Origin of the sequence: Variovorax boronicumulans (genome assembly GCF_040544675.1) — a bacterium.
In the GTDB taxonomy this organism is placed as follows: Bacteria; Pseudomonadota; Gammaproteobacteria; order Burkholderiales; family Burkholderiaceae_C; genus Variovorax; species Variovorax boronicumulans_D.
In genome coordinates, this window is sequence record NZ_JBEPKK010000011.1 from 171,356 (window position 1) to 184,827 (window position 13,472).

General features: G+C 58.3%; 9 protein-coding genes and 1 pseudogene. 4 read left to right on the top strand and 6 right to left on the bottom strand.

Translation table 11 applies throughout. The annotated features are described in order from the left end of the window. Positions 1 to 175: 175 nt before the first annotated feature. From ABIC90_RS19785 to ABIC90_RS19810, 6 genes are all read right to left on the bottom strand, one after another. Positions 176 to 1,408: a cystathionine gamma-synthase family protein gene (locus ABIC90_RS19785; protein ID WP_354357019.1), complete on the bottom strand. Its 1,233-nt coding sequence runs from the start codon at positions 1,406 to 1,408 to the stop codon at positions 176 to 178. 285 nt (positions 1,409 to 1,693) lie between these two features. Beyond that, entirely contained in the window at positions 1,694 to 3,529 is a 1,836-nt protein-coding gene (locus ABIC90_RS19790) for a carbamoyltransferase family protein (RefSeq protein WP_354357021.1), read from the bottom strand. After that, positions 3,530 to 5,626: an iron-containing redox enzyme family protein gene (locus ABIC90_RS19795; RefSeq protein WP_354357023.1), complete on the bottom strand. Its 2,097-nt coding sequence runs from the start codon at positions 5,624 to 5,626 to the stop codon at positions 3,530 to 3,532. A gap of 229 nt (positions 5,627 to 5,855) precedes the next feature. Continuing rightward, complete coding sequence (locus ABIC90_RS19800; RefSeq protein ID WP_354357025.1) at positions 5,856 to 6,857, bottom strand: SGNH/GDSL hydrolase family protein; 1,002 nt, start codon at positions 6,855 to 6,857, stop codon at positions 5,856 to 5,858. A gap of 31 nt (positions 6,858 to 6,888) precedes the next feature. Further along, positions 6,889 to 7,653, bottom strand: coding sequence for a 2-oxo-hept-4-ene-1,7-dioate hydratase (gene hpaH / locus ABIC90_RS19805; RefSeq protein WP_354357074.1), 765 nt, complete (start codon positions 7,651 to 7,653; stop codon positions 6,889 to 6,891). Between the two features lie 35 nt (positions 7,654 to 7,688). Then, complete coding sequence (locus ABIC90_RS19810; protein WP_354357027.1) at positions 7,689 to 8,741, bottom strand: sulfotransferase; 1,053 nt, start codon at positions 8,739 to 8,741, stop codon at positions 7,689 to 7,691. A 288-nt stretch (positions 8,742 to 9,029) separates the two neighbouring features. Between ABIC90_RS19810 and ABIC90_RS19815 the strand changes: the two genes are divergently transcribed. The 4 genes and pseudogenes from ABIC90_RS19815 to cysC all read left to right on the top strand — a co-directional run. Continuing rightward, positions 9,030 to 9,905 carry a LysR family transcriptional regulator gene (locus ABIC90_RS19815; protein ID WP_354357029.1) on the top strand — a complete coding sequence of 292 codons (876 nt, stop codon included), beginning with the start codon at positions 9,030 to 9,032 and terminating at the stop codon, positions 9,903 to 9,905. A 226-nt stretch (positions 9,906 to 10,131) separates the two neighbouring features. Then, positions 10,132 to 11,361, top strand: coding sequence for an MFS transporter (locus ABIC90_RS19820; RefSeq protein WP_354357031.1), 1,230 nt, complete (start codon positions 10,132 to 10,134; stop codon positions 11,359 to 11,361). A gap of 3 nt (positions 11,362 to 11,364) precedes the next feature. Further along, on the top strand, positions 11,365 to 12,657 hold the full coding sequence (locus ABIC90_RS19825; RefSeq protein ID WP_354357033.1) for an ATP-grasp domain-containing protein: 1,293 nt from the start codon (positions 11,365 to 11,367) through the stop codon (positions 12,655 to 12,657). Positions 12,658 to 12,815: 158 nt separating this feature from the next. Then, positions 12,816 to 13,439 (top strand): annotated as a pseudogene (gene cysC / locus ABIC90_RS19830) (adenylyl-sulfate kinase); the annotation flags it as partial. Positions 13,440 to 13,472 lie beyond the last annotated feature (33 nt).

Below are 13,472 nucleotides of genomic sequence, written 5' to 3' on the forward strand. Positions count from 1 at the left end.
TGCCGGGACTGTGTGAGGCTGCAGACGTCGGGAATGCTGGCTGCGGGTGCACCATCGACCGAGTCGCGTCGGTTGCCTGTGACGCGGTGGCTGGGCCGTACGAGTGGTCGGTGACATTTCCACTGTGGCACGCTAGCGCCGTTTCGGGTGGGCGTCCGTCCCATTGCTCACGCAGCTACCGCAAAGCTTGCTCGAAGTCGTCGATCAGATCTTGCTCTTCCTCGAGGCCAACTGACATGCGGACCAGTCCGTCGCCGATGTTCATCTTGGCGCGCACTTCGGGACCCGCTTCCCAATAGATGCTTGGGGCAACCGGTATGACGAGGGTTCTGGTATCACCCATCCCGGTCGCCCTTGTCGCGACACGCAACCGATTGAGCGCCGGAAGCATGCTGCTGAGGTCGCGTAGCTCAAACGACAGCAGCCAGGAGCCGGCGCTGAAGTGGCGCTTGGCGACTTCGTGTTGGGGATGAGATTCCAGCCAGGGGTAGTTGACCGACTTGATTGCAGGATGAGCCTGAAGGTAGCGCGCAAGGGCAAGCGCGTTGGAACTGGTCTGGTGGACTCGCAGCGCCAGGGTCTCGGCACCGATGCCGATCTGGTGAGCAGCTTCCGAAGACATCGAGGCTCCCATGTCGCGCAGCGCCTTCTTGCGCATCTGTTGAAGGCCCCACTGCTTGGTGTCGCCGCGACGATAGTCCGCCGAGATGTTGGGATAGGTCTCCCAGCTGAACTCCCCGGTGTCGGTAACAACGCCGCCAAGAGCCGCGCCATGACCACCAATGGTCTTGCTCAGCGAATTGATCGACAGGCCTGCCCCAATGCTGCGCGGCAAAAAAAGCGCCGGCGAGGTGATCGTGTTATCGACAACCAACAGCAAGCCTCGTTGCCGGCACAGTGCACCGATTGCAGCCAAATCGGGCACCTCTGTGCCAGGATTCGCGATGGTTTCCAAGAACACCATGCGCGTGGATGGGCGCAGTGCCGCCTCGACGTTGGCGACCGAACAGGCGTCGACCATGCTGACATCAATGCCCAAGTCGGACATGGTGCCGAACAGACTGTTCGTACCGGCGAACACATAGCGGCTGGATACGAGGTGATCACCTGCGCGCAACAGCGTGAGGAAGACTGCGGCGATCGCACCCATGCCCGAGGCAAAGCAGATAGAGCCTATGCCCTGTTCGAGCTGCGTGAGCTTCGATTCCAAAGCTGCGGTCGTTGGTGTTCCGGTGCGGGCGTAGTTGAACGCGTTCTTGACGGTGCCCTGAAATACCCCGATGAGGTCCTCGACTTTGTCGAAACCGTATTGAACCGATGAATGGATCGGTTTGCGAATTGCGTTGTGCTCCACCCCGAAATGGCGGTCCGCGTGAACGATCAGGGTGGTAATTCCTTGTTTTTCCATGAGTATTCCGTATGGGGACATTAGGTTTGATCAGGCCATCGCTGCCACTGGTTCGCGTGCCACAGGTAAAACTGAGCACGTCCCGCGCGGAGTGACAGCGCGGGCCTTAGGGTGCGGGTGCTTGGTCCTTGAACTTCAAGTCCCATGCGGAGACTTTGGTGTTTCTTCCAGCCCCCAATGAAGAAAGTCCGGTCGCTCTTCGGAGCAAGCCCAATGGAACGAGAACGAACATGAAAATGAAAAATGCGCCGACTCTGAGCAGCATCGTTTGATCCTTGTATTGAATTAGTCGAGCGGAATCGCTTCACGCCAATCACGTTCTTCGACGAACGCGGGTTGATCTGCGCGACGCAGCACATAAGGACCCAACACCAGCACATCAATCGCCGTCCTCATGAAACAGGCGTAAGCCTGCGCCGGCGTGCAGACGATGGGTTCGCCCCGGACATTGAACGAGGTATTCACAAGCACGGAGCAGCCCGTCTTGTTCTTGAAGCTCCTCAGAAGCCGTGCGAATGGCCGGTTGGTTTGATCGTTGACCGTCTGGACGCGTGCGGAGAAGTCAACGTGGGTGATTGCGGGCAGCTGCGACCGGATTTCATTGATGGTGCCGAGGCCGGAGTTCATCTCGCTGGCCTTTGCCACCGGGCTCCTGAGTCTTTCCGCGACGGGCGCTACCAGCAGCATGTACGGGCTGTCTTGCGCGATCTCGAAGTAGTCTTTCGCGTCTTCTTCCAGAACCGCCGGAGCGAACGGTCGAAACGACTCTCGGAACTTTATCTTCAGGTTCATCTTGCGCTGCATCTCTGGGTCGCGCGGATCGCCAATGATGGACCGGGCGCCCAGCGAACGAGGACCGAATTCCATGCGTCCCTGAAACCAACCGATCACAGCACCGTTCGCCAGGTCCTGCGCGACCGCGTCGTACAAGGCGCTTTCGTCGTGGCGCTCCGCGGGGTAGGCGTTCTCTTCTAAATACTCGCCAATCTCATTGTCGGAAAAGTCCGGCCCCAGGAGCGAGCCCTGCATGGCGTCCGTGCCGGCCAGGACGTGCGGCCGTCCGGTGTTGGCAACCGCAACATCGAGCGCAGCGCCCAGGGCGCCGCCGGCATCGCCGGCCGCCGGTTGTATCCAGAGCGAATCGAACATGCCTGAGCGGCTCAAGGCGCCGTTGGCCACGCAGTTCAACGCAACGCCACCGGCGAGACACAGATGCCGCTCCCCAGTAAGTTTCATGGCGGCCTTCGCCAGTCCACACACAACTTCCTCCGTCACTTTTTGGACGGAGGCCGCAAGATCGCAATGGCGCTGCTCCAGTTTGCTTTCGGGGTCGCGGATCGAATGTCCGAATAGTTTTTCGAACGCCTCACCAACCATCCGCTGACCACGCAGGAACTCGAAGTAGCGCAGATTCAACGCGAACGATCCGTCGGCTTTGATGTCGATCAGCTCGTCTCGTATGAGGTCCGCGTAGATCGGCTTGCCGTAGGGAGCCAGGCCCATGAGCTTGTATTCACCCGAATCAACCTTGAAGCCACAGTAGTAGGTGAACGCCGAATAGAGCAAGCCCAACGAGTGGGGGTAAGAAATGGAGTTGACCAACTCGAGAGAATTCTCTCGGCCATGCCAGATGGAGGTCGTATGCCACTCGCCGACGCCGTCGATGCAAAGCACGGCGGCGTTGCGATGCGGCGAGGGGTAAAAGGCCGAAGCTGCGTGCGAGCGGTGGTGGGGCGAAGTCACCAACTCGCATACCCGTCCCCTGCCGAGCGAACTCAGTTCATGGCCAACTTGAGACAGCGCGTCGCGCTTCCATCGCATCCATTCCGGAAACACGCGCATGAATGCAGTCAGCCCCGCGGCTCCCCCATCGGCAAACGAGGAAAGGACGCGAGAAAACTTGACCTTCGGGTCTTCGTAGTAGACGACCTTCATCACATCGTTGAGCGAAATCCCCGCATGTTCTAGGCAATAGCCAACGGCTTGCTTGGGAAAGGAAGAGTCGTGACGAACACGTGTAAAGCGCTCTTCCTGAGCCGCGGCGAGGACACGTCCATCCTTCACGAGCGCGGCGGCGCTGTCGTGGTAGTAGGCGGAGATCCCCAGGACATAGGAGTTCATCTAGTTGGGATCCATCGAGTGGGCATAGTGATGAAGAGGCCGGGCGGGCGCCTTCGGCGATGGCAGGCGACGCCTGAATACCGAGCGGGTCCATGCCGAAAGACTTCTGTTGCTGCCTGGTACGGACGACAAGGATGCATATCCTGTACGGATGCGCAGCCATTGAGCGGCAAAAAAATCGTCATCGCAGTAGGGGAGAAGGGTGGCCATGTACTTGTCAATTGCATCGGCCGCCCACGCGGAATGGCCGGTCGAAACGTTGTCGATGGTGTTGTGCAAGTCCACGAACTGCGTGCTGAAGCCATGCTCGATGAGGAATTGACGGGCGTTTCGGTAACCGTCTCCTACCCCCGAAAGCTCCATGGCCAAGTTCATTCCCAAGACTTCTGGCATGAATGTCAGCGGCAACTTGCCCAAGCAAAGCCAATACACAGGAAGGCGAAACGAGTCGTCTTTGATCCTTGTGTCCGATGCGAATTGCCAGGACCCTGTTGGTGCGAGGTGCATGCCCATGGAGGCAAGCAGATCGCGGTAGATCTTGGGATGATTCAACTCGACCCGTCCGTTTCCGAGCTCATCCCAATACGTTTCGAAGAGGAACTGGCCCACTTCGGAACAGGCCAGGTCGACATCGGTGAAGCCCTGAAGCCAAGCACCGTCGATGAGGATGAGAGGCGCGAGCTGCAACGTTGATTCAATGACATCGTCTCTTGACACAGGCGCGACGTCGCGACTCGATTTCTCGTACGCCTGTCCATGCAGATCATGCTGGTCGAGCAACCAGGGGCGCAGCCCCTCTGCCGTCCAAGAGTTCGGCAGGGATCGATCAGAGCAACCCAGCGAGCGCGCTGCAGCCTCCAGCCATCGCCTCACATAGTCGACGGCATAGGCCCGTGTGTCTGGAGCCAGGGCGCGCCCCTGCAAAAGAAAATAGGCCTCACGGACATGGATTGGGCGCGCGGCCAAAGGAGTCGCCGATGTCGCCGCGGCCTTTGGTTCAGGGGGCCGTACAGCCGATGGAGAGCGGGGTCGATCGTCGACGCTGGTATCCGCCTCGGTCCTCGTAAGCGCCAGGCCGTCGATCCATTCACGGATCACGGCCAATTCCTGCTCGGGAAAGACACGGAACATCGGCCCGCGCGGGCTGATCAATCCGTTGACCAGCGAGCTCGTTTGTGAGTTGCCGGGTCTCACGTACCTGCTTTGGGCTAGGGCGTCGAGCAGCGGCAACGGGTCGGTCGCTGCTTTTTTGAAGTGATCAGACAAAGGACAACCAGCCAGGGTCTTGGTTTTGTGATAGATCGAAGCCTCGCGAGATTTGCGTCGAAGCAAGGTTGCCATCGCATGGTTGCGGTCCAGGGCGAGCGTGCAAAGCGCATGCAACTCAAGATCCCAGGCCTTGATGGAATCAACAGCCCAATGCACCGCCGCTTCAAATTTCTTGGCGGTGACGCCGCCTCGGGTGCGGTAGTGCTCTGCAATTTTTGTCGAGCATGCGAGCGCGTCTGAAGCCGCCTTTGGATCACGGACTTCACGAAGGTCCAGCCGACGCCAGTCCACGCATTGCGGATACCGACTTGCAAGCATGGCCCAAGCTGGCAACAGTTCGACAGTGCGCAAGACCAGATCCATTGCGCACAGCTGCAAGTGAAAGACGTCGCTGCGCCGACTCATGGCCAACAGCGCGCACGGGAGAGCGAACATGCTTTCCTGTATGTCCCGGACTTGCGCCAGCCCGGTGGGGCTCACGCCGTAAAGAGAATGTTCAAAACGCTCCATCAAACGCCGGAACTCGCTCCTGCGGGCGCTGTACGGGTGACCGACGCCGACGTCGTCGGCAAGCAGCGACAGCAAGGTCAGCTGATCCTCATCTTCACAAACGCCTGGCGCGCTCATTCCTTGGAGCCAGCAGCCCAGCGTCAGGCCCAAGGGTGAGGATTGAAGAACCAGTGTTTCGGCAACCCGGCGACGTTGATCGTCCGACTCCGTTGCGCGTTCGAACGCAAGCTGGCGTTTCGCACGCCATGGCTGCAATGAGGCCAATGCCGATTCAGATTCTTTGGCATCCGGCTGTGGCAGCGGCGCCAACAGCGCCATCAGCCGGCAGACGTCATCTGCCTCTACAAACACTTCCGGGTTGGCGAGGTGTGTATAGAGTTGGCGAAAGTCCGGCCATCGCCTTGGGCACTGCGAATCCGGACCAAACTCCAACCTCGGCCCGACGTCAGAACATGGGATAGATGGATGCATCTCTCTTCTTCGCCTTGCGACGAAAGATCTTTGAGAAAAGTGACTTGAAGAACTTCATGGCTGTGCAAACTCCTTTTCAGTGCAAAAGCTCAAGCAATAGCCTTGAGACAAAGTCGTGGCCATCGTCGGTGAAATGAATCCGGTCGACGAAGAGCCACTGGTCTGGTTTGAGTGCCTCGGAAAGCACTGGACTGAGGTTGATGAACCGTACGCCGAGCGCCTCGATTCCCGCCCGCAGCGCCTGTCCGTAATCGAGGCAGACGTCTTTTCGCAGAATGTCTCCATAGACCTCGGTGAACCTCCCCAACTGATCCAGTTCAGAGAAGAGCGCCTCTTCTTCACGGCACCCCTCAGGTCGTACCCACCCTGACAAAGGCTGCAAGACGTAGGTGAGCTTCGCGCCGAGTTCCCGAGCAATCAGGTGCCATATGTGCAGATGCCGGACGGTGAGTTCGGTCGCGTACTCGATCTGCTGGCCGATGGTTGGGAGCGGAGCCTCGGCGGCCGGCGCCGATCCGAAGAGTTTTGTGCCGATTCCCTTCAGCCCATTGGCCTTGGCGGGCTTCAACGCGTTGAAGAAATCGCCGCAGTTGAAAAAGGCACCGTGCTCCAGACGCTGGCTGGGTGGCAGGCGTGCCAATCCCAAATTGTTGAACCCGGAGAACAGGACTATCTCGTCAACCGGCGGCAGAAGGTGTTTGTTCAGGACCAGCAGTAGCAGCTCTTGGGTCGAGTTGAAGCTTCGCCCGCCAAAATTGAGCCAAGGCTCGGATCGGGTGTCGTTCTCGTTCAGCCGCGACGCAAGCGTCCAGCGATCGGCGCTGGCGCCGATCCCAAAGACCGTCGAGCTTCCAGCCAGCAGCCTCACAGGTTCGGACGACTCGCAACTCCTGAGTGAAAGGCGCTGGCCATTCTTTTCGGAGTATCTGAAGCCGCTCTCGTCTGTATTGACCACATCGCTCCGATGGCCGGGAGGATGAAAGTACATCAGGTAGGGGAGCCATCGGACATCCCCGCTGTCGGCAAACTTCTCCTGGTAGGCCGTCATCTGCGGCGTCAATCTGGAACGGGAACTCATCGTTTCGCGGCTCAAAAAAATTGCTTTCGGATCAGACGAACTGGAACGAGACAGCGCCCAACGGGCCGTAGTCTGCTTGGAAGGTGTCGCCGCGATTGCCGACCACCGCGCGCGTGAAGGAGCCAGCAAGGATGATTTGGCCCGGGAGCAAGAACTCGCCGTGTTGGGCAAGCTTGTTGGCGAGCCAAGCCGCACTGTTGGCCGGGTGATTCAGCACCCCCGCCGCGACGCCTGTCTCTTCTATCTGACCATTGCGGTACAGCAGCCCTGCAACCCAGCGCAGATCGATGTCCATCGGGCGTACTGGCCGGTCGCCGAGTACAACGCCGGCGGTGATTGCGTTGTCGGATACCGAATCGAGGATGGTGCGAACCGACTTGGTGTCGGGATCGACCCGTTGGATGCGCGAGTCGATGATCTCTACCGCTGGCACGACATACTCCGTTGCGCTCAGTACGTCGAATTTTGTGCAGTGAGGGCCTTCCAGCTTCTTGCCAAGGATGAATGCCAGCTCTATCTCGACGCGCGGCTCAATGAACCGATCAAAGGGCACCTGGGTGCCGTTCTCAAAGAGCATCTCATCAAGTAGCGCGCCGAAGTCGGGCTCGTCGATGCCCACGGAGGCCTGCATTGCTTTCGAGGTGAGGCCGATCTTGTGCCCCACCAGTCGCTGGCCCGCCGCAAGCTTCAGTCCTATCCATTCGCGTTGGATTGCATAGGCGTCGTCGATGGTCATCGAAGGAAACTGCAAATGAAGCTGATGCAGCTGCACACGATCATGCTCGGCGTGCTGCAACCGCGCGGCAATCTCGCGAACAGTCGATTGACCAATCATGCGGCTTGAGCCCGTTGCGCTTCAGGTGACAAGGCGCTGGCCTTCGCCACGAAGTTCGCATAAGCCTCGAAGCCGACCTCTTCGCTGGGGGGATTGACGTAGCCAGACACGCGACCGTCTTGCTTGGCCTGCAACTTTTGCAAGTGCGCGCTGAATTCCGGGCTCATGGGGATGCCCATCTGCTCGTAGATGTGCGCTGCCGTACCGCTGACGTCGCTGGTGAATTGGTTGAAAGTAACGTACGTAATCGCGCCGCGCTTCTCCAGTTCCTGGCAGAAGGCGATGTGCTGAGCGCATTGCTCCCGGCGGAAGTTCAGATTCGCGTCGTACCACCCCGGGATCGTGTTGGGGTCGGTACCGTGCTTGGGCGTCGTGCAGGCGTCCGACATCTTTACGTAGGAGCTAACGAATGCACTTGGCTCCCGCACGATGACCAGGAATCGAGCATCAGGGAACGCTTCGTAGACGAGCCGAAAGAGATCGACGTTCTCGTTCTCCTTGGTGAGCCAGAAGCGGCCCGCTCCGCGGTAAAAAGCGGCTTTCTGGACCACTTTCCTTAGCGTTCCCACGATTTTCTTTTTCTCCCTTGGTGTGAGAGCGTTCGCCTCGCTCATTCGTTGGAGAATTTCGGGGAGTGGGAAGCGGCGGAACGTGAAGTAGTGGTGGTACATGCGTTCTTCGAAGAAAACACCATGACCCTCCACACTGCCCAAATTGTGAAAATGAATTTTGGACGCGAGCCGCCCGATCTCTGTGTTTGGCCAGTAGTCGATGCGTTCTAGTCTGCTGCGCAGCCCCATCGCATCGATCAGTTTCCAGAAACAGATGAACGGCATGCGCCAATCGAGGTGCTTCAGAACGAAAAAGGACTTTTCGTCTGAGGCCAGGGTCCTCAACAGAAAGGTTGTGCCGCTTCTCGGCTGGCTCATGACAAAAACTGGGGCCGGGACCCTTGTTTTTCGGTAGCTGTGCCAGAGGATTTCGTCCACAAACCAAAACAGAACCAGTACGGGCAAATAGAGCAACTCTTTGACGAGGTGCATGCCCATGCTGAGTCTTCCGCATAAATCCAAAGTTCTACTAAAAAGCACTGATCGCGCAACTTTGAAAAAAGAGCGCCAAAGCAGGAAGGGGCTCAAAAAGTAGGTGAGTGCGAAAAACACCAACGCTGAAATGATCGCGACCAAAACAATATCCTCTGGCCAGTAGCCTGGCAGTGCAGTCCGTAAAGCGCCGCGATCGTAAGGTATAGGTTTGCCGTTAATGCCTGCAGATATGCGGGAAAGACCATGCAAAAATGCACCCACATGAAATCCCATGCTTGGGGAACGCATTAAGTGCACAAAGAAGATTGGGACGATCTCAGAATCGTGCTGGCGGTGTCGCGAACCGGTTCGTTTGCGCGCGCTGCGCGGGTTCTGGAAGTGAATGAAAGCACCGTCGTAAGAAAAGTTGCGCATGCGGAGCAGCGCTTCCGCGCGCGCCTGTTCGAGCGCAAGCCCGGCAAGGTGAGCACAACCGAAGCGGGTCAAGAACTGGTTTTGCGAGCCGAGCAGGTCGAAACCGTCATCCGTGACGCGACCAACGTGATTCGCGACTCGGATGGCCAAATTGCAGGGGTCGTTCGGCTGACCTCTGTGCCGCTGCTGGTGAACCGAATACTTATTCCAGAGTTGCCCAAACTGGTGCGGCAACATCCAAATCTTCAGGTCGAACTTGTGGCCGACGCTCGGGTGCTAAGCCTGGCTCGGCGAGAAGCCGACATTGCTTTGAGACTGGCCAGGCCAACGGGGGGGTTGCGGGCGATCGCGCGCAAAGTGGGAGAGTTGAGCTACGCGGTCTATGGTCCGGAAGGGTTTGATACAGCGAACCTTCCATGGCTCACTTACGAAAGCGACCAAGACAGCCTTCCGCAAGCGGAATGGATTGCGCGACAGATCGTCAACTGCGGCGTGATGCCGCCAATGCTGCGCACCAACGACGGCGAAGGCCTGCTGGCCTGTGCTCAGGCAGGGCTCGGCAAAACGGTGCTCCCCCAGGCCATTGGCGACAGGGCACCAGGCCTGGTTCGTTTGCAGACGCAACCGTGCGATCTTGTTCGAGAGCTGTGGATGGTGGTCCACCCCGACCTGCGCAAACTCGACAGAGTTCGTGCCGTGATGGACTGGATCGTGCTGGTGTGCGGCGACCTGCCCAACGACGTGGTTTCCTGACAAAGCGGTAAGACGCTCCAGTACTGCACATCTGCAACTTAAGCTCCGCAAATTCGCGGAATAGATTTGCAGCCACCCAATGCTATTCTTTTCACTCAGTTTTCGAGCCCAACTTCAATTCACTGGTTAACCGCGGTGTCAAACCGGGCAACGCACTTGGCGCTTAAAACCCTGGGCAGATGAATAATAAAGTTTACTGCAAGTCGGACTCTTCGGGGATATTCCGATGAACGACCTCACCGCATCAGTAGCAGTTCCTGAACAGCCATCTTTGTGGAATTCGGTTTTTCTTCGGATCTGGGCGGCGATTTTCCTGACCTCGCTCGCAACGTTTTTTCTTCTGATGACGCTGTCGGCGAAGGTCTTTGCGGGAACCGGGTCTGCTTTCGCGGCCAACACCGTGGTTCTCACGCAATGGCTACCGGCGGTTCTGGCTCTTCCTCTCATCAAAGCTGCGGTTGCACGTTATTCGGCAAGAGCTCTTCTGGTCTTTTGCGAGGCGGGGAGTGCCTTCGCCCTGCTGTTCGTGCCCGCATTGTTCGGCAATGTCTACTTGCTGATTGCGCTGCTGCTGGCGAAGGGCGCCTTCGACGCACTTTCCAAAGTGTCCCGCACAGTCGCATTAAAAAGCTACTTTTCAGGTGAGACCCTAAGCAGAGCGGCTTCCTACTACAACACAGCGGCACTCGCAGGCGGCGGTGTCGGTGCGCTTTTTGGCGCTCTTCTGATCGGACAAGTGGCATTGATCGGCGTGCTTGCTCTCTGCTGCTGCATGCATTTGGCGGCCACCGGCCTCTACACATCGCTTCCCGTGGGCAGCAAACTCAATGCCGGTGGGGCGGGAAAAATTGCCGGAAAAGGGCAGTTGGACGCCGGCGTTCGTTCGGCCATCATCTACTTCGTTGCGGCGGTCTGTCTTTATCAGGGTTACCACAACATCGCCAGGTCGGTCTTTCCAGTAAGGCAGTTGGGGATGTCAGAAGCAGGCATCGCACTGGTCCAGACCCTCACCAACCTGGCGTACATCGTGGGCGCTTTTGCTGCCGCGCGATTGTCGATCTTGAAGGGGCGGTACAACACGACAGGGCCGCTGCTGCATGGACTCGCGCTTTTGAGCCTGGTCCCGTTGCCGTTCATGTCTGCGCCAGGGCTTGGCTTGGCCATGTACGCACTGTTCGCCTTTGCATTCGAAATGGCGTTCTGCGTTCACCTTCGATACATCATCACCGAGTCTCCATCCGAGCGGATGGCGCAGATCGTCGCGGACACCAATGCCCTGGCGGTGGGCTCAATGGTGGCTTTTTCACTGCTGGGCAGCTATGTGGTGGACAAGACCAGCTTGGGACTCATCACCTTCGTCGTAATTTGCGCGGCGAGTGCCGTACTGATCTTCACCCGCGACAGAAACAGGCGACCCCCCAACTCGTCTGGCGACGAAAAACCTCACGGAGAATAAAAAATGCACATCGCGTTCATTGACAGCAACCCTGTAGGTTTGGGGGCGTTGCGGGCCGCCAAACGGGCTGGCCACTACGTGACATTCATCAGTTCCAATCGGTTTGCAGCTTTCATTGGAGGCATCGAGGCTGTCCAGAACGCTCAGCATTCGGATCAGGTCGTGCAAATCGATTCGTCGCTGGACGAAGAAGAGTTGTTCTCTGCACTTTCGGCGCTCTCTCGTGAGCGCCGCCTGGACGCTGTCGTCACTGTGCTCGACTTCTGTACCCATGTAGTGGCGCGGTGCGCCAAGCGCCTCGGGCTGCCAGGCACAGACCCAGACGCCGTGGCATTGGCACAAGACAAAGCCGCGTGCAGGGCACGAATCGCAGCCCGAGGTATCCGTTCTGTGCCGTTTGCGCTCGTCGACAATTTGCAGGACGCAAAAGCGCGCGTCGCCGAGATAGGCTACCCCGTCATTGCCAAGCCAAAGCGAGGCGCTGCGAGCCTCCTGACAGCGAAGATTGAGACACCAGAAGAACTTGAGGCGTATTTCGCCACGCTCCATCGCAGCCTGGCAGTCCCCCAAGGTGTCGTCGAAACCCTGTCTCCTGAGACGTTGATCGAGGGGTATGTCGATGGACCGCTCTTCTCGGTTGAAATGGCCGCCGCAAACGGGGAGTTTCAGCCCATGGCGCTGTCTTGGCGGAAGCGATGCATCGTCGACCCATCCGTCGAACTCGGCACCACCATGCCCGCCCCGGTCAGCGAATCCGCTGCCAAAGCGCTGGTTGACTATGCGCTGACGGTCGTTCGCAGTCTTGGTCTGGATCTGGGAATTTTCCACATCGAGTTGATCGTCGGCCCTGACGGCCCGGTGCTGGTCGAAGTGAATCCGCGGATCATGGGAGGCAATATTCCCACTGTGTTTAGGCTCGCCACGGGTGTGGATCCTTTCGAACTGCTGATCGGCATTCACCTGAGCGGTCAACTGCCCGACGCCTGCCGAACGGTCGCTACCGTCCGCTCCGCCTCCACGCGCAGCATCGGTCCGGCCTCCGAAGGCCGGATTCCCGAAGTCCTTCCTGCAGGCTGGACAGCCCCCTTCGAAGCGCAGCTGTCAGCCTGGAATGTCAACCTTCCCGCGGGTGCCTTGGTGGACGCAATGGACAGCACCTACTGCCCGAATCATTTCCAGCTCGTCAGGGACTCCTCCGTCGAATCAAGCTTGCTTGCCGAATGGATCATCTCCGTGACCGCACAAGCCACCGGGTTGAGCTTGCGGCAATCGAGGGAAGACTACCTCGGTCTGTGAACGTCGCTGCCGGCCTCGCGCCAGTTGTGAACATTGCCCTCGCTTGACGCCGCGCTCTCAATCTGCGCGGAAGGTCGTGATTTCTTTCGCCTAACTACCTGCGCCAGAAAATGATCAATGACTTTGAAAGTGCAAAGCGTGTTGACCTGCTCGGTGAACGCAACCTTCACGCTCAACTGCTTGATGTTCACAAGACGCATCGGGCAGGGCAAAAGGGCCAGCGCCCGTTTGTTCTCTGGTTCACGGGGCTGTCTGGTGCAGGCAAATCCACGATAGCCAATCTCGTCGAGAAACAACTTCACGACATGGGGCGGCACACCTACCTCATAGATGGGGACAACGTCAGGCACGGGCTCAACAAAGACTTGGGTTTCACCGATGCCGACAGGATCGAAAACATCCGCCGTGTTGCGGAAGTGGCCAAATTGATGGTGGATGCGGGGTTGATCGTCATAACCGCATTCATTTCGCCATTTCGAGCGGAGCGTGCGATGGCGCGCAGCCTTTTCGGCGAAGGGGAGTTCGTGGAAGCTTTTGTGGATACGCCGCTCGAAGTGGCTGAAAAACGCGATGTAAAAGGACTTTATCGAAAGGCACGCAATGGAGAGCTCCGAAACTTTACCGGCATCGATTCACCCTACGAAGCTCCAGAAAAACCGGAACTCCAGATTCAGACCGTTGGCTGCAGTGCAGAGGAGGCAGCAACTCGGGTAATTGCCCAGGTTCGCGGCTTGGTAGTGTCGGAGTTCGCATCGAACACGACTCGAGGCGCGGCAGCGTAGGCTGAATGCCAGATCGGGCTTTGGCACGCCTTT

Bases quoted from the DNA above. Each gene is read 5' to 3' on its own strand.
- ABIC90_RS19810 (WP_354357027.1), bottom strand. From the start codon at position 8,741: ATGGGCATGCACCTCGTCAAAGAGTTGCTCTATTTGCCCGTACTGGTT.
- ABIC90_RS19795 (WP_354357023.1), bottom strand. From the start codon at position 5,626: ATGGCGCTGTTGGCGCCGCTGCCACAGCCGGATGCCAAAGAATCTGAA.
- ABIC90_RS19785 (WP_354357019.1), bottom strand. From the start codon at position 1,408: ATGGAAAAACAAGGAATTACCACCCTGATCGTTCACGCGGACCGCCAT.
- ABIC90_RS19820 (WP_354357031.1), top strand. From the start codon at position 10,132: ATGAACGACCTCACCGCATCAGTAGCAGTTCCTGAACAGCCATCTTTG.
- ABIC90_RS19800 (WP_354357025.1), bottom strand. From the start codon at position 6,857: ATGAGTTCCCGTTCCAGATTGACGCCGCAGATGACGGCCTACCAGGAG.
- ABIC90_RS19825 (WP_354357033.1), top strand. From the start codon at position 11,365: ATGCACATCGCGTTCATTGACAGCAACCCTGTAGGTTTGGGGGCGTTG.
- ABIC90_RS19790 (WP_354357021.1), bottom strand. From the start codon at position 3,529: ATGAACTCCTATGTCCTGGGGATCTCCGCCTACTACCACGACAGCGCC.